This is a genomic window from Streptomyces sp. NPDC031049 (assembly GCF_055571015.1).
Genome location: NZ_JBVIGC010000024.1, coordinates 1 through 16240, shown reverse-complemented (window position 1 = coordinate 16240; position 16240 = coordinate 1). Strand labels below are relative to the sequence as shown.

Sequence of the window (16240 nt, the reverse complement as noted above, 5' to 3'; positions counted from 1 at the left end):
GGTTCGACGCGCTGTCCGCGGATCTTGACCTGGTCGTCGATGCGGCCGAGGAAGGCTAGGTTGCCGTCGGGCCGGCGCACGGCCAGGTCGCCGGTGCGGTACATGCGCCGGCCGGGGCGGACGGGGTTGGGCACGAAGCGGGTGGCGGTGAGGGCGGGGTTGTTGAGGTAGCCGCGGGCCAGGCCGGCGCCGGAGACGCACAGTTCGCCGGGGACGCCGAACGGGGCGAGGTCGCCGTAGGGGTCGAGGACGTCGACGGTCTTGTTGGCGATGGGGTGGCCGATGAGCACGTCGGCGCCGGGATCGGTGATGCGGTGGACGGTGGTCCAGACGCTGTCCTCCGTGGGGCCGTACTCGTTGTAGAGCACGGTGGAGGGGAGCAGGCGGGCGTGGCGGGCGGCGAGTTCCTCGGGCAGCCGCTCGCCGACCAGCACGATCTGGCGGACGGAGCGGAGCCGGTCGGCGCAGCGTTCGAGCAGCAGCTGGTACAGGCTCGGCACCATCATGATGTGCGTGACGGCGTTGCGGTGGATCTCCTCCGCGACATGGGCGACGTCCAGCAGCCGGTCCTTGGCCAGGACGACGACGCGGGTGCCCGCGATCAGGGCGGAGAAGACGTCGTTGACGCCGCTGTCGGAGTGCAGCGGCGGCACCTGGAGGACGGCCGCGCCCTCGTCGAAGCCGTAGTAGCCGGCCCGGTAGTGGACGGTGTTGACGATGCCGCGGTGTTCCACCATGACGCCCTTGGGGCGGCCGGTGGAGCCGGAGGTGTAGATGATGTAGGCGAGGTCGCGGGGCCCGGCGCGGCGGGCGGCGGCCGGTGCGGTGGGCGGCGTGGGGTGCCCGGTGCGCGGGTCGAGGACGGGGACGCGGGCCGCGGCGGTGGCGCGGGCGTGGTGGGCGCCGTCGGCGAGGACGGCGACGGCGCCGCTGTCGGCGAGGGCGTAGGCGAGGCGGTCGGCGGGCTGCTCGGGGTCGAGCGGCAGGAACGCCGCGCCGGTCTTCAGCACGGCGAGCGCGGCGACGACCATCCACTCGGTGCGCTCCGTCACCACGGCGACGAGCCGCCCGGGCGCCGGGTCGGCGGCGGTGCGCAGCCGTGCGGCCACCTGCTCGGCCAGGGCGTCGAGTTCGGCGAAGGTGAGGGTGGTGGCGCCGTGCACGACGGCGGGCCGGTCGGGGGTCCGGGCGGTCTGCCGCTCGACGAGGTCGAGCAGGGTGGCGTCCTCGGGGAAGGGGGCCGCGGTGTCGTTGACGTCGTGCAGCAGTTCCCGGCGCTCGTCGGCGGGCAGCACCGGGGCGCGGCGCACGGGGGCGTCGGGGTCGGCGAGCAGCCCGGTCAGCAGGGTGCGCAGCCGTTCGCCGATGCGGGCGGCGGTGGCGCGGTCGAAGAGGTCGTCGGTGTAGCCGATCCACAGTTCGCCGGGGCGCTGGCCGGTGGGCTCCAGGAAGCTGAAGGCGAGGTCGAAGTCGCTGACGGGCGGGTCGAGTTCGATGTGCCGCACGGCGGGCCCGGCGCTGTCCCCGGTGACGGTGGTGCCGGACAGGGCGGTCTCCACCAGGACGTCGAACACCGGGTTGCGGCCGGCCTCGCGGGGCAGCCCCAGGTCCTCGACTAGCCGCTCGAAGGGGTACTCGGCGTGGGCCAGGGCCTCCTGGGCGGTGGTGCGTACGGCGGCCAGCAGCTCGCGGAAGGAGCGTTCGGCGTCGACCGGGGTGCGCAGCACGACCGTGTTGGCGAACAGCCCGACGGTCTCGGCGGCGCGGCGGTCGTGGCGGCCGGCGTCGATGGTGCCGAGCAGGGCGTCGCGCTCGCCGCACAGCCGCAGCAGCAGCACCCGGACGGCGGCGACGACGCCCATGAACGGAGTGGCGGCGGCGTCCCGGCACAGCGCGGCGAGCGCGTCGGTGAGGTCGGTGGGCAGCGTCAGCCGGACCTTGCCGCCCGCGGAGCTGCGCGTGGCGGACCGGCGCCGGTCGGTGGGCAGTTCCAGGGGCTCGGGCGGGTCGGCGAGCTGCCGGGTCCAGTAGGCGCGGTGCGCCTGGCCGCGCGGCCCGGCCAGGCGCTCGGCGAGCGCGTGGGTGTGCTCGGCGTACTGGGGGGCGGGCGGCGGCACGGGGGCGTCGGGGCGCAGCGAGTCGGCGAGGTCGCGCAGCAGCACCGCGTAGGACCAGCCGTCGCACACCACGTGGTGGATGGTGCACAGCAGGGTGCCGCCGTCCCGGTCGGGCAGCCAGTGCATGCGGGTGAGCGGGCCGTGGGCCAGGTCGAAGCGCCAGGCGCACTCGCGGGTGTAGGCGGCCCGCAGGGCGTCGTCGGGGTCGGTGCCGGCGGGGACCGGCTCCACGGTCAGCACCCCGGAGGGGGCGGGCAGCACGATCTGCTCCAGCCCGTGCGGGCCCTCGCGCAGCACGGTGCGCAGCGCCTCGTGCCGGGCCACCAGGTCGTCGACGCGGGCGGCGAGCAGGCCGGTGTCGACGGGGCCGTCGATGCGGTAGGCCTCGACCATGGTGTACGGCGGCAGCGGGGAGTCGTCGAGGCGGTCCAGCAGCCACATGCGGCGCTGGGCGTTGGTGGCGGGCAGCGGTCCGGCGCGGTGCGCGGCGGGCTCGGCCAGGGGTGCGGGGGCCCGGTCGCGGGGCCGGGCGCCGCGCTCGCGCAGGACGGCGGTGAGGGCGGCCGGGGTGCGCCGGTCGAGGACGTCGTGGACGGTGAGCGCGTCCGGCCGGCCGGTCGCCTCGCAGACGGTGCCGACCAGCTGGACCGCGCCGAGGCTGTGCCCGTCGGTGGCGAAGAAGTCGTCGTCGCCGGTGCGTGGCGGCTGTCCGAACACCTCGCTCCAGGCGGCGGCGACGAGCGCGCCGAGCGGGTCGGCCGGCTGCCAGCGGGGGCCGTCGTGCGCGGCCGGCAGGGCGAGCAGGGCACGCCGGTCGATCTTGCCGTGCGGGGTCAGGGGGAGGGAGTCCAGGCGGTGCAGGGTGGCCGGACGCATGTGCGCGGGCAGGTCGGCGCGCAGAGCGGCGGCGAGGTCCTCGGGCGTGGTGGTGCCGGTGTACCAGGCGTGCAGGGTGGTCTGCCCGTCGTCCGTGCGGGGGACGACGACCGCCTCGGTGACCCCGTGGTGGCGTACGAGGGTCTGCTCGACCTCTCCGGTCTCGACGCGGTTGCCGAAGATCTGGACCTGGCCGTCGCCGCGGCCGAGGAACTCCAGTTCGCCGTCGGGGCCCCAGCGGCCGAGGTCGCCGGTGCGGAAGACGGGGGCGTCGCCGGTGTGCGGGCAGGTGGTGAAGCGGGCCGCGGTGGCCTCCGGGTCGCGGTCGTAGCCGGCCGCGACGCCGGGTCCGGCGACGAGGATCTCGCCGGTGACGCCGGCCGGGGCGAGTTCTCCGGTGGGGGTGACGACGAGGACGCCGTAGCCGGGCGAGGGGCGGCCGATGGGCACCCGGTCCAGGCGCTGGGCCGTCTCTCCGGGCCGGATGAACATGGTGGCGTCGATGGTGGCCTCGCTCGGCCCGTACAGGTTGGCGAAGGTGCCGACGCTGAGCCGGCCCGCCGTGCGCGGCAGCAGTCCGCGCGGGATCGTGTCGCCGCCGAGCAGCAGGTGGCGCAGCGGGAGTGCGGCGCCGTCGGGCAGTCCGCGCAGCAGGGCGGAGAGCAGGCCGGGGACGCAGTTGACGAGGGTGACCTCGCCGTCGCGGACGCGCTGCCACAGGCCGGCCGGGTCGATGCGGTCGGGGGCGCCGACGGCGACGAGGGTGCCGCCGGAGAGCAGGGTGGCGAAGATCTGGAAGGTGGTGGCGTCGGAGGTGATCGCGGAGAGCAGCGCGGTGCGGGTCGCGGCGTCGATGCCCAGTTCCTCCGCGCCGGTGCGCACCTTGTGGGCGAGCTGGTCGTGGCGCAGCGCGACCGGGCGGGGCGTTCCGGTGGAGCCGGAGGTGAACAGGACGGTGGCGTCGTCGGCCGGTCCGGGGGCGGCGGGGCACACCGTGCCGGGGGCGCGGCGCAGTTCGCCGAGGTCGAGCACGGGGGCGCCCAGGGCGTCCGCGCCGGGGTGCCCGGCGGTGGCGCACAGCACGGCGCGGCTGCCGCTGACCCGGGTGAGCAGGGCGAGGCGGGCGGCGGGGTGGCCGGGGTCGAGCGGCACGTAGGCGGCGCCGGTGCGCAGGACGGCGAGGAACGCCACGACGAGTGAGGCCCCGCGGTCGGCGAGCACGGCGACGCGGTCGCCGGGCCCGATGCCGTGCCGCCCGGCGAGCGCGCCCGCCACCCGCTCGGCCTCGTCGGCCAGCGCGCGGTAGGTCAGGGTGCGGCCCTCGCCGGTGACGGCGAGGGCGTCCGGGGTCCGGCGGGCCTGTTCGGCCACGAGGCCGGTGAGGGTGGCCGGGGCGAAGGAGGCCGGGGCGGGCAGTTCGGCGAGGAGGGTCAGTTCGGCCCGCTGGTCGGCGCCGAGGACGTCGATGTCCCGTACCGCCTGGTGCGGGTCGGCGGCGAGGGCCGCCAGCACGGCGGCGACGCAGCGCGGCAGCGCGCGGGCCAGACCGGAGGAGCCCTCGGCGGTCAGCCGCAGCTCGTCGGGCCCGTCCTGTACGGCGGTCAGCAGGGCCCCGGCCGGGCCGGCGGGCCGGCGGCCTTGGTGCAGGGCCGGGCAGACGACGGCGAGTTGCTCCAGGACGGCGGGGTCGGCGGCGCCGGTGGCCGTCAGCCGGTCGGCGAGTGCGGCGCGCCGGGGCCAGGGGTCGGCCGCGGCGGTGGCCAGTTCGGTGTGCAGGGCCTGAACGAAGGCGGTGGCGGGGGCGTCCGGGTCGAGCGGGGCGAGCAGCGCGAACTCGGCGCCGTCGGCGGCCCGTTCCCCGAAGGCCGGGCACACCACGGGCACCCGGTTCGACCCGCCGAGCCCGGCCACCACGATCCGGGCGGCGGCCACGACCAGCAGCAGCAGCCCTTCGGGGGCCCCGCCGGTCATGGCGTGCAGGGCACGGGCGGCTCCGGCGGGCACGCGTGCCCAGGGGGCGCCGTCCGGGGCCGGTGCCCCCGGCGCGGGCGCCGGTGCGGTGGCGGCCCCGGCGTCGTGCGGGGCGGGGCCGGGGCCCGTGGCCGGGGTGAGCAGCGGCTCGGTGTCCGCGTGGGTCAGCCGGGCCGGCCAGGGGGTTCCACCGTCGTGCAGCACCTGCGCTTCCTCCTCGTGGCGTGGGTCAGGCGGCGGCCGGTGACAGCGCGTGGCCCGCGGTCAGGCCGAGCGCCGGGAACAGTTCGACGTCGCGGCCGTCGACGCCGCGCATGACGACGTCGATGGCCGTGCTCATCAGGTCGACGTGGAACTGGGTGAAGGTGCCCAGGCCCAGGCCGAGGTGGACGCCGGGGTGCCGTTCGTTGGCGAAGTAGTTGCCGGGCAGCAGCGGCGTGCAGGCGGCGTTGGTGCCGAAGCCGATCTCGTGGAGCTTGGCGTAGCGGTCGTCGTGGGCGAGCAGGCGCTCGAGCCCCTCGGCGAACCGGGTGGCGCCGGGGCGGGCCGGGCGTACGGCGGTGATCCGGCCGTCGGTGACGGTGATGACGGCGGGCTCGTCGGCCATCGCCGCCAGGTCCTGGTAGACGCGCTCGGTCTCGGCGAGGCTCGTCTCGTGACCGCCGCGGTGCACGATGGGCGCGCCCTGGAGGGTGATGTCGCCGTCGAGGCTGAAGTGGGTGTGGTCCTCGAACTCGCCGGAGGCGTTGACGAGGGAGCTGAGTTCGCCGGTGGGCAGCACGACCTGCTGGCCGGGCTGGAGCGGCCCGTGCAGCGAGAACCAGTGCTCGGAGTACTGGTGGCGGAAGACCGCCTCGGTGCCGAACTCGTGGCCGAGGAAGAGCATGTCGTCGGCCCGGTCGAGCAGCGTGAGGAAGGTTTCCTCGATCTCCAGTTCGCGCTCGTAGTCGACCTCGGAGACGATGCGGACGCTGCCGGCCAGGGTCTCCTCGGAGAACGGCGCGGAGAAGCTGGAGAACGCGCCGAGCCGCATGCCGCGCAGGTCCTCGTCGTCGAAGTGGACGAACTCGTCGTCCGCGATCCACAGCACCGAGCCCCGCTTGCCCGCGGCACGCAGCGCGGCCATCTCGGCGATGAGCCCCTGGCGGGAGTCCGGGCCGGTCCACGCGAACTCCTGGACGGGCACGGTGGTGCCGGTGGCGACCTGGAGCCCCGCGCGCACGCCGGGCGAGGTGACGAGGAGGAACACGTCCCCGAGGTCACCGCCGAACACCTTGCGGAACTGCTCGGGATCGATCATGACGCGCTGTGCGGACATCGCGGAACCTCTCTTCGACGACGACGTGCCGGGGTGCGGGCGGAACGGTCACCGCCCGCACCCCGGAGAGATCGGCTCAGCCCTGGAGCCGGTCGTACTTGCCGTACTTGCTGATGCGCGAGCTGATCGACGGCTTGGGCGCGGCCGGCTTGGTGGCCTGGGCGGCCTCGACGGGCTGCTGGGCGGCCTGCACGTCCATGGTCTTCCGGGTCATCTCGACTCCTGGTCGTCTCGGGGTTGAGTACCGCTCCCACCTGCGGCGGGACCGGGTGGTGCGCCGGCGTCCGTCAGGGACGGCGCCGGGGTCTCGGGGTGCGCGGAGGCGGCGGTGCCGGCTCGCGCGGGGGAAGGGTCACTGTCCCGCCGGGGCCGCGGGTGCCGGTGCGGTCAGGCGGCGCAGCGCGGCCGGGTCGCCGCCCAGCGCGCTCAGCCTCTCCGGGTCGGGGCCGGCCGCGAGGCGGGCGGCGGCCCCGCGGGCGATCTCCACGGCGGTCTCGACCAGCCGGCCCCCCAGACTGACGGGGAACAGGGTGGTGCCCAGGGTCTGGCTGGTGATCACGTGTGGTCTCCCTCCGGGTCGGCGGGGCGTTCGACGGCGGCCAGGGCGACGGCCAGGACGGCCCGCCCGGCGTCCCGGGTCCGCGGTTGCTCCCCCAGGTGTTCGGCGAGGGCGGCGAGGCCCCGTGCGGAGCGGCGGCGCCGCTCTTCGGGCAGCCGGTCCAGCTCGGCGGCGAGCCACCGGCTGTGCGGTTCCGTCAGCACCAGCCGGTCCCCGTCCTCGGTGAGCTGGAGCGCGGCCCGGCCGACGAGCGGCGGGGCGCCGCCGGTGACGGCTTCCAGCACGGGCGAGAGCTGGGCGGCGGTCTGCATCAGCTGGGCGGACGCCGTCGCGCCGCCGGAGACCTGCTGGAGCCGCACACTGACGTTGAGCAGCAGGACCACGGCCGCGCGCAGCCGTTCGGCGTCGGGGACGCGGCACAGCTCCTCGTACAGCGGCAGCAGTCCGGCCGGATCGAGGGCCACGGTGACGTCGTCGCCGTCGGCGCCGTCGGCGTCATCGGCCTCGTCGGTGGCATCGGCGTCGTCGGTGTCGCGTTCGACGACGATCCAGCCGGGGACGGCGGTGGGGTGCAGCGGGTCGGCCGTGGCGGCGGCGAGGGCGTCCGCGAAGGCGGTGAGCCCGTCGGCCGCGGCGGTGTGCCCGGACTCGGCCAGGGCGTGGGCGAACTCGCGCACGGCGTCCGTCCGCGGGTCCGGACGGGCGTCCGCGCCGGCCGGGGTGGCCGTCGCGGTGTCCGGTGCCGCCGGGCTCGTCCGTGTCGTCGTCGGTGTCGGGGTCATCGGGGTCACGCGTCGCTCCTCACCGTCGGTGCGGTGCCCGTCCGTACGGTTCCGGCCAGGGCGGAAAGATCGATCTTGTCGTTGGCGGTGCGGGGCAGCCGCTCGTGGAACTCCACCCGCGCGGGCACCAGCGCCGCGGGGAGCCGGGTGCCGAGCTCGGCGCGGAGGGCGCCGGAGCGGCCGGCCGGGTCCGCGGGCGGGGACCGCAGCACCACGTGGGCCACCAGCCGGGAGCGGGTCCCCTCGCCGTGCACGGTGACCGCGGCGGCGGTGACGCCCGCGCACTCGGCGAGCGCGGCCTCCACCTCGCCGGGTTCGACGCGGACCCCGGAGATCTTGACCTGGCGGTCGGACCGCCCGTGGTAGACGAGCAGCCCGTCGGCGCCCTCGGTGACCAGGTCGCCGGTGCGGAACGCCCGGGTGCCGTCGGGCAGTTCGACGAAGGCCCGTCCGGTGCCCTCCGGGTCGCCCCGGTAGCCGTCCGCGAGGCAGGGGCCGGTGACGAGCAGTTCGCCTCTCCGCCCCGGCGGCAGCGGGCGCAGCCGCTCGTCGACGACCAGGGCGCGGCGTCCGGCGAGGGCGCGGCCGATGGGCAGTGCCTCGCCGCCGGGCAGCCGGCCGGCCTCCCGGGGCACCTCGTACAGGGTGGAGGTGACGACGCCCTCGGTGGGGCCGTAGGCGTTGAGCAGCCGCACCGCGCCGAGCGGCGAGGCGAGCCAGCGCCGGGCGGTGGCCGGGGCCGCCGCCTCGCCGCCGGTCAGCACGCAGCGCAGCGAGGGCGGCGGGAGCAGGCCCTGCGGGGTCTCCGCCTCGGTCTCGGCCTCGGCGGTGAGCAGGGTCCAGTAGGCGGTGGGCAGCTGCCACATGGTGACGCCGTGCCGGCGGGTGACCGCCAGCAGGTCGCGCAGCGACCACAGTCCGTCGCCGCGCAGCACCACCCGGCCGCCGGCGAGCAGGGTCGGCCAGATCTCCTCCAGTGCCACGTCGAACCCGGGGGAGGCGAACTGAAGCACCACGGACGTCTCGTCCAGCCCGTAGGCCGCGCGGGCGGCCTCGCAGTGCCGGGCGAAGGCGCCGTGCGCGATCTGCACGCCCTTGGGCGTTCCGGTGGAGCCGGAGGTGAACAGTACGTAGGCGGGGTCGTCGTCGGCCACCGCGACCGCCGGGTACGGCGGGCCGGGGGGCGGCGCGTCGTCCGGGTCGCGGGTGTCGGCGGCCGGGGCGTCCGGGCCGGCCGCGACCACCGCCGCCGCGCCCAGCTCGCGGGCCCAGTGGTCCGCCCGCCGCGGTGACACCACCACGGCCAGGCGGGCACCGGCCACCCGCATGGCGCGCCGTACCCGGGCGGGGGGCTGGGCGTCGTCCAGGGGGGAGCAGACCAGTCCGGCGGCTTGCAGGGCCAGCAGGGCGGTGACGAATCCGGGGGTGCTGGAGGCGATCAGGGCCACGGTGTCGCCGGGTCGGGCGCCGCGCCGGGCGAGCCGGGCGGCCAGGTCGCGGGCCTCGGCGGCGAGGCGGCCGTAGCTGAGAGCGGGCTGACGGGCGTCGGCCGGTGCCACCGCGGTGCGCCCGGGGTGGGCGGCGGCACGCTCCAGCAGCCGCCGGGCCGCGGTCACCGCATCCTCGCCGCGGGCGCCTCGAACCGGGCGATGTGCACCCCCGGCTTCAGACCGGCGGACGGGTCGTCGAAGTACGCCGTCCAGTCGTGGCCGAACAGCTCGACGCGGGTGTCGGTGTCGGCGACGGTGAAGACCTGGGCCTGCTGGTAGCGGAGCAGTTCCGCGAGGCGGTCGTCGGCCTTGACGCCCACGGCCTCCAGGTGGGCGCGCAGTTCGCGGTAGAAGCGGTCGATCTCGTTCTGGACGTACGCCCAGCACCATTCGTAGATCAGCCAGGACTCCTTGCCCGGCACCCAGGACTCCAGGCGTTCCATCATGTCCGGCTGGGAGGCGACCTTGCCCTCGTTGGGGATCGCCGGGGACCGCAGGTAGTCCCACAGCAGGGCGCGGGCCCGGTCGACGGCCTCGCCGAGGACGGTGGAGGAGTCGCGCATCGCCGCGTCGGCGAGCGAGCGGTAGAAGTCCTCGTAGCTCAGCAGGCCCTCGGTGTGCAGGTAGACCGCCAGCTGCCGGGTCAGGCCGCGGTTGTGCATCGACTGGAGCACCGCACCGAACAGGTACATGTCCACCCAGTCCTGGCGGGTCATCGTGCTGTGCTCGACGACGACCTCGACCTGTTCGACGTCGTCGGGCAGATAGGTGCGGACGATGGTCCCCAGGGCGTACTTCTCCCGGTGCTCGGCGCTGCCCATCTCGGAGTTGGGCAGCAGACAGCACTCGTAGATCATGATGTCGTCCTGGACGCCCATCTCCAGGATGCGGCACAGGCCGCGGGCGAAGGACTCGGGTGTCTCGTGCGGCAGTCCGAGGATGACCTCGGTGTAGGCCTCGACGCCCTCCTCCTTGAAGCGGGCGGCGAGCTTCTCGTAGTTCTTGGCGGGCATGTTGGAGCGTTTGATCTGCTCCAGCACGCCGGGGGTGCCGGTCTGCATGGCGAGGATGGCGCCGTTGGACATGCCGGCCTTCACGAACTTGGAGCTGATCTGGACGATCCGGTCGCTGGCGTTCTTGGCGTAGCTGGTGACGAACTTGCCGGGGAACCCGCTCTGTTCGTGGTTGCGTACGAGGTGCTCGGCGAGGGCCACGTCCCGCGGCAAAATGCCGAAGTTGGCGTCGCAGCACAGCACGGCCGCGACCTCCTGGCGGGTGAAGTAGTCGATCTCGGCGTGCAGCCGTTCCTCGTCGAACTTGCGCACCTTCGACAGGGTGTTGGAGCCCCAGTCGCAGAAGGTGCAGCTGTAGGGGCAGCCGCGGTTGGTCTCCCACAGCACGGTCGGCAGGTGGCCGGCGGCCCGGGCGGCGTCGAACGAGGCGTCCATCAGGCCGCTCAGCCAGGGGCTCGGCACGTCGATGTCACGGGGCAGCTGGCCGCCGAGCGGGTTGCGCCGCACGGTGCCGTCGGGCGCGCGCCAGCTCAGCGAGGGCACGGCGGCGAAGTCGGGTTCCTCGGCGAGCAGCGCCCGCAGCAGTTCGGCGAACGGGACCTCGCCCTCCTTGTGGACGGCGAAGTCGACGTAGGGGTGTTCGGCGAGGAAGGCGGTGGCGTCGTCGGGGACGTGCGGGCCGCCGACGACGGTGACCACCTCGGGGAAGCGCTCCTTCACCGCACGGCAGGCCGCCATGTTCTTGTTGAAGTTCCACAGGTAGCAGGACATGGCGAAGACCGCCGGGTCCGTCATGCGGTCCGCCGGGTCGGCCGCGTGCTCGGGCAGGAAGAACGGCTCCTCGAAGGAGTAGGCCGCGGCGATGTCCTGCTGGGTCTCGGCGTAGGCGCGCAGCGCGCCCCAGACGACCGGGAGGTACGCGGAGCGGCTGAAGACCGACATGTAGATGCGGCGCTTCAGCCGGGTCGTCGTCGCCGTCATGCTCACCACCGTGTGAGTCGGACCCCCAAACGTGCCGGGAGCGGTGCCGAATGAATGCGTCCATGTCAGCGTGGCGCCGTGCAGTCCGGGTGGAGCGGCCCTCGAGCGGACGGGAAGTCCCGGTCGAGCGGGGTGGCAGTGGCCGGGAAGCGATGGCCCCCACACGTTCTTGAGCGGGCCTTGAGCGGGTGCGTGCCAAGGTGGACCGCCAGGCGTGTCCCGACGCCTCCCCACCCGTCACCGCCAGGAGCGTCCATGCAGACGTTGGCACCACCACAGCCCACCGAAGCGTCCGCCGGCAGACCTCTCGCCGCGACGCTCCCCCGTATCGAACTGCTGCCCGGCGACGCCCGGGCCGTGGCCGCGCTGGCCCGTGAGTACGTCCGGGCCGGCAGCTCGCTGAGCGCCGACCGGGCGCTCAGGCTGGCCGCGCTGATGGCCCACGAGCTGCCCCGGCCGCTGCGCCGCGCCCTCGTCGACTACCGGCTCACCGGCCGGCCGCACGCCGGTTTCGTGATCACCGGGCTGCCGGTCGACGAGGCCGCGCTCGGCCCGACCCCGACCAGGTACCAGGAGCGCCCCGACCGGCCCGAACTGCACCGCGCCGAGGCGGTGCTGATGCTGGTGGGCTCGCTGCTCGGCGAGCCGTTCGCCTTCCGCAGCCAGCAGGACGGCCGGCTGGTGCTCGACCTGTTCCCGGTGGCCGGGCACGAGAACCAGCAGCTCGGCTCGGGCTCGCACACCGCGCTGGACTGGCACACCGAGGACGCCTTCCACCCGCTGCGCGCGGACTGGATGATGCTGCTCGGCCTGCGCAACCACGACCGGGTGGCCACGACGTTCGCGGCGCTGGACGACCTGCGCCTCGCGCCGGCGGTCCGCCGGGTGCTGTTCGAGAAGCGGTTCCACATCCTGCCCGACGAGTCGCACACCCAGGCCTTCAACCAGGCCACCGGTGCCGACGGCGCCGACGACGCGGGGCGGTTCGCGCGGATCGGCACGATGGCCACCCGCCCGGAGCCGGTGGCGCTGCTGGAGGGCGACCCCCGCTCCCCGTGGCTGCGGGTCGACCCGCCGTTCATGCGGGCGCAGGACGGCGACCCGGAGGCGGCCGACGCCCTCCGGGCGCTGCTGGCGGCCGTCCAGGAGCAGCTGACCGACGTCCGCATCGGACCGGGCGACCTGTTCGTGCTGGACAACAAGCGTGCCGTGCACGGCCGCCGGCCCTTCACGCCCCGCTACGACGGGACGGACCGCTGGCTCAAGCGCCTCAACCTCACCGCCGATCTGCGGCGCAGCGCGGGCCGGCGCACCGGCCGGCACGGCCGTGCCGTCGTCTGATGCCCCCGACGGGGCCGGACCTGTCCTGACACCCCCCACCCCGGTTCCCGAAAGGATCCCTGGCCTTGGCAACTGAACCCAATCTGATCCGGCGGCATGCCGCCTTCCGCCGGTTCTGGCTGGCCCGCGCCGTGTCCCTGGTCGGCGACGGCGCGGCGATGATCGCCCTGGTGCTGCTGGTCAGCCGGGAGAACAACGCGGGGACCGCGGTGTCGCTGATCCTGCTCGCCGAGTCCGTGCCGCGGTTCTTCGGGCCGCTGGCGGGCGCCCTCGCCGACCGGGTCGGCGTGCGCCGGCTGCTGATCGTCACGGAAGTGGTCCAGGCCGTGGTCTTCGGCGTGATCATCCTGGCCCGGCCGGGACTGGTGGCGCTGGTGGCCCTGGTGGTGGTGGCGGCGTCCGCGTCGACCGTGTTCTCCGCCGCCGGGCGCACCGTCGTACCGCGGCTGGTCGACGAGCCGGACCTGATGCCGGCCAACGCCTGGCTGGGGACGGCCTTCAACCTCCAGGCCGCGGTCGGGCCGGTGCTCGGCGGTCTGCTGTGCGCCTGGGCCGGGCCACGCGGAGCACTGCTGCTGAACACGGCGACCTTCGTGGTGTCCGCGCTGCTGCTGACCCGCATCCCGGCGCTGCCGGCGCTGCGCTCGGGTGAGCAGGCCGGGATGAAGGGGCTGTTCTCCGACACCGCCGAGGGGCTGCGGCACGTACGGAACAACCGCGTGGCGCGGGCCATCGTGCTGCTGCTCCTGCTCGGCCTGTTCTTCGGCTCGCTGGACAACCTGGCGCTGGTCTTCCTCGCCGAACGCGCCCTGGACACCGGTGAGTTCGGTTTCGGTGTGCTGTCGGCGTCGTTCGGCGTGGCGATGGTGGCCTCCTCGCTGTGGCTGGTGCGCGCCGCGGAACACCGCTCACCGTCCTGGGTGTTCCTGTTCGGCTGGTTCTTCACCGGGCTCGGCCTGCTGCTGACGGCGGCGGCCCCGGTGCTGTACGCGGCCGTGGCGATGCAGGTGATCGCCGGTCTGGGCAACGGTGTCGCCAACGTGGGCGAGGAGACCCTGTTGCAGAAGGCGGTCCCCGTGGAGGTGCTGGGCCGGGTGGGCGGCACCCTGTCGTCGGCCGCGTTCCTCGGCAGCACGCTGGGGTATCTGGGCGGTGGCTTCCTCAGCCCCGACACCCATCCCCGGCTGGCCTTCATCGTCGCCGGAGCCGGCATCTTCCTGACCCTCGCGGTGTGCGCGCCGGGCGTGCTGGCGGCGCGGTCCGCGACGCCCGCGGCCGGGCCGGCTCCGGGCGGCACCGGGTCCGCACCGCCGTCCGCCGCCGAGAAGCCGTCCGCCGCCGAGAAGGAGCCGGGCGCCGAGAAGGAGCTGGGAGCCACGCCATGAGCACGACGGACAACCCGCACAGCACGCACGGCAGGAGCGGCACGAGCGGCACGGCCGGGGTGGTGAAGCGCTATCTGAGCCCGTCCGTGGTGCCGCAGCCGCTGCTGCACCGCTGGTACGCCTGGTGCCATCTGGTCCCGCCGCAGACCGCGGCGCTCAACCTGAACTACCGCTATCTGCCGATGCTGCGCAGCTATCTGCGGGCCCCGCAGGTGCACGCGTCCGCGCTGGCCAACCCGGCGCGCTACGGCGGCCCCTTCCTCTCGCCGTACGGCGGCACGCCCGAGGACGTGCGGGAGCTGCTGGCCGCCACCGAGCGGGACGCCACCGGCCTGCTGCGCCTCGCCGAGGACATCCGCGCCGCGCAGCTGCTGCTCACCGAGGAGGCGGACGGCCGCCCCATGGAGTCCCTGTACGCCCGGGTGCCCGAGGGGCTGCGCGGACTGGTGGAGCTGGTGTACGACACCGCCGACCGGCCCCGCCTGCGGTTCTTCGAGGCGCTGGGCTACCGGGCCGCGGAGGCCTGGCAGGCCGGGCAGTCGGTGTGCCTGCTGCCGCGGCCCGATGCGGAGCAGCCGTTCACGTTCGGCAGCCCGGTCCTCGCGCACCCGTCCCGGGTGGATCTGCCGGTGCCGTTCGCCGACCCTCGGCTGGACGACCTGTACGCCGCCGCGCGGGTGCCCGCCGACCCGGTGGAGCTGGCCGAGCGGCTGCTCGGCCCGGACCCGGCCGAGGGCGCCGCCGAGACGTTCGCGTCGCTGTTCACCGACCGGGCGCCCGCCCCGCACTCCCCCGTCGCCGAGGGCACCGTACGGATGCGGTACTTCGGCCACGCCACGGTGCTCCTCGAGTCGCCGGCGGCGTCCGTGCTGCTCGATCCGCTGCCGCACTACGCGGACGACGGCCACGACCACTTCACCTTCGCCGATCTGCCGGAGCGGCTCGACGCGGTGGTCCTCAGCCACCTGCACTGCGACCACGTCTCGGTGGAGGCGCTGCTCCAGCTGCGCCACCGGGTGGACACGGTGGTCGTGCCGCGGGCCGGCGGCGGTTCGCTGGAGGACCCCAGCCCGAAGCTGCTGCTGCGGGCGCTCGGCTTCCGGCGGGTGGTCGAGCTGGGCGAGCTGGAGTCCGCCGACGTCGGGGAGGGCGCCGCCGTCACGCTGCTGCCGTTCCTCGGTGAGCACGGTGACCTGGACATCCGGGCGAAGGCGGTGCCGCTGGTCGAGATCGGCGGGCGGCGGGTGCTGTTCGCCACGGACGCCGTCGACACCGAGCCCGAGGTGTACCGCAGGGTGCGCGAGACGACCGGGCCGGTCGACACCGTGTTCATCGGCCTGGAGTGCGTGGGCGCGCCCATGTCGTGGCTGTACGGCCCGCTCCTGGAGCGCCCCACCGAGCGCGAGCACGACCAGGCGCGGCGGCTGAAGGGCTGCGACGCCGAGATGGCCGAGCGGCTGGTGCGCCGGTTCGGCGCGACGGAGGTGTTCATGTACGCGCTGGGCCTGGAACCGTGGGTCAGGCATCTGACGGGTTCGTCCTACGACCCGGACTCCGAGCAGATCCGCCAGACCGGCCTGCTGGAGGAACGCTGCCGGGCGGCGGGCATCGCGGCGGAACTGCTGTACGTGAAGGCCGAGCGGACCTGGCGGGCCCGCGCCTGACCCGCCGGGCCCCGCCCGGGCCCAGCCGGGCTCGACCCCGTTTCCACCCGGGCCGGGCAGAGTCGGGCGCTGTAGACGCCAGCCATGACCCCCGGGAGGACCCGTGACCAGCACCGCCGAGGTGAGCGCCGCGACGCTCGGCCTCACCGAGCTCTACCCTCGGATCCAGCAGTTCTACGCCGGTCAGGTACGCCACCTGGACGCCTTCCGGGCCGAGGAGTTCGCCGCCTCCTTCACCGAGGACGGCGTCTTCGACCACCGTCCGGGCACCGACCCGCTGGTGGGCCGGCAGGCGATCGCCGCGGCGGTGCGCGACTACCAGCGGTCCAAGCACGCCGCCGACCCGGTGCAGCGCCGGCACTGGTTCAACATGCTCCAGGTCTTCCCGCAGACCGACGGCACCGTGCGCACGGAGTACTACGCGCTGGTGCTGCACACCCGGCCCGGCACGCCGGAGCCGCAGGTCGGCCCGAGCTGCTTCGTCACCGACCTGCTGGACGTCCGGGGGGACGGCGAGGTGCTGACGAAGTTCCGGGTGGTCCGCCAGGACCACCTGGTCTGACGCGGGCCCGGCTCCCCGCACGCACACCGCCCGGGGCGGCGGCCCGTGAGGTCACGGGTCCGCCGCCCCGGGCGTCGTCGTGCGCCCCGCCCGGGGTCAGGCCAGGCAGCAGGGCAGCCCCCCGTGGTGCTCGATCATCTCGCCGAGCGCGGTCTGGAGGGTCTCGCCGGGCAGCGGGTCC

General features: G+C 75.1%; 10 protein-coding genes and 2 pseudogenes. 4 read left to right on the top strand and 8 right to left on the bottom strand.

The window, feature by feature from the left end; all coding sequences use genetic code 11:
- Positions 1–5 precede the first annotated feature (5 nt).
- The 8 genes and pseudogenes from ACZ45Q_RS30740 to ACZ45Q_RS30705 all read right to left on the bottom strand — a co-directional run.
- Positions 6–1142 (bottom strand): annotated as a pseudogene (locus ACZ45Q_RS30740) (amino acid adenylation domain-containing protein); the annotation flags it as partial.
- Between the two features lie 132 nt (positions 1143–1274).
- Positions 1275–4964 (bottom strand): annotated as a pseudogene (locus tag ACZ45Q_RS30735) (amino acid adenylation domain-containing protein); the annotation flags it as partial.
- Between the two features lie 229 nt (positions 4965–5193).
- The gene (locus tag ACZ45Q_RS30730) at positions 5194–6282 is read right to left on the bottom strand and encodes a hypothetical protein (RefSeq protein ID WP_468267334.1); all 1089 of its coding nucleotides are present in this window, start codon (positions 6280–6282) and stop codon (positions 5194–5196) included.
- A gap of 76 nt (positions 6283–6358) precedes the next feature.
- Entirely contained in the window at positions 6359–6496 is a 138-nt protein-coding gene (locus tag ACZ45Q_RS30725; RefSeq protein ID WP_468267332.1) for a hypothetical protein, read from the bottom strand.
- Between the two features lie 138 nt (positions 6497–6634).
- Positions 6635–6841: a hypothetical protein gene (locus ACZ45Q_RS30720; protein ID WP_468267330.1), complete on the bottom strand. Its 207-nt coding sequence runs from the start codon at positions 6839–6841 to the stop codon at positions 6635–6637.
- Positions 6838–7632: a hypothetical protein gene (locus tag ACZ45Q_RS30715; protein WP_468267328.1), complete on the bottom strand. Its 795-nt coding sequence runs from the start codon at positions 7630–7632 to the stop codon at positions 6838–6840. The genes ACZ45Q_RS30720 and ACZ45Q_RS30715 overlap by 4 nt, the downstream gene beginning before the upstream one ends.
- Positions 7629–9239 (bottom strand): amino acid adenylation domain-containing protein, encoded by a 1611-nt coding sequence (locus tag ACZ45Q_RS30710; RefSeq protein ID WP_468267326.1) that lies wholly within the window; start codon positions 9237–9239, stop codon positions 7629–7631. Before ACZ45Q_RS30710 ends, ACZ45Q_RS30715 begins: the two co-directional genes overlap by 4 nt.
- Entirely contained in the window at positions 9236–11107 is a 1872-nt protein-coding gene (locus ACZ45Q_RS30705; protein ID WP_468267324.1) for a B12-binding domain-containing radical SAM protein, read from the bottom strand. Before ACZ45Q_RS30705 ends, ACZ45Q_RS30710 begins: the two co-directional genes overlap by 4 nt.
- Positions 11108–11362: 255 nt before the next feature.
- On the opposite strand from ACZ45Q_RS30705, the gene gntD reads away from it, so the two are divergent.
- From gntD to ACZ45Q_RS30685, 4 genes are all read left to right on the top strand, one after another.
- Entirely contained in the window at positions 11363–12448 is a 1086-nt protein-coding gene (gntD, locus tag ACZ45Q_RS30700) for a guanitoxin biosynthesis L-enduracididine beta-hydroxylase GntD (RefSeq protein ID WP_468267322.1), read from the top strand.
- A gap of 65 nt (positions 12449–12513) precedes the next feature.
- On the top strand, positions 12514–13833 hold the full coding sequence (locus ACZ45Q_RS30695; RefSeq protein ID WP_468267320.1) for an MFS transporter: 1320 nt from the start codon (positions 12514–12516) through the stop codon (positions 13831–13833).
- Positions 13830–15497 (top strand): MBL fold metallo-hydrolase, encoded by a 1668-nt coding sequence (locus tag ACZ45Q_RS30690; RefSeq protein ID WP_468267318.1) that lies wholly within the window; start codon positions 13830–13832, stop codon positions 15495–15497. Before ACZ45Q_RS30695 ends, ACZ45Q_RS30690 begins: the two co-directional genes overlap by 4 nt.
- A gap of 103 nt (positions 15498–15600) precedes the next feature.
- Complete coding sequence (locus ACZ45Q_RS30685) at positions 15601–16059, top strand: nuclear transport factor 2 family protein (RefSeq protein ID WP_468267316.1); 459 nt, start codon at positions 15601–15603, stop codon at positions 16057–16059.
- Positions 16060–16240: the final 181 nt, after the last annotated feature.

Bases quoted from the DNA above. Each gene is read 5' to 3' on its own strand.
- ACZ45Q_RS30690 (WP_468267318.1), top strand. From the start codon at position 13,830: ATGAGCACGACGGACAACCCGCACAGCACGCACGGCAGGAGCGGCACG.
- ACZ45Q_RS30705 (WP_468267324.1), bottom strand. From the start codon at position 11,107: ATGACGGCGACGACGACCCGGCTGAAGCGCCGCATCTACATGTCGGTC.
- ACZ45Q_RS30725 (WP_468267332.1), bottom strand. From the start codon at position 6,496: ATGACCCGGAAGACCATGGACGTGCAGGCCGCCCAGCAGCCCGTCGAG.
- gntD (WP_468267322.1), top strand. From the start codon at position 11,363: ATGCAGACGTTGGCACCACCACAGCCCACCGAAGCGTCCGCCGGCAGA.
- ACZ45Q_RS30730 (WP_468267334.1), bottom strand. From the start codon at position 6,282: ATGTCCGCACAGCGCGTCATGATCGATCCCGAGCAGTTCCGCAAGGTG.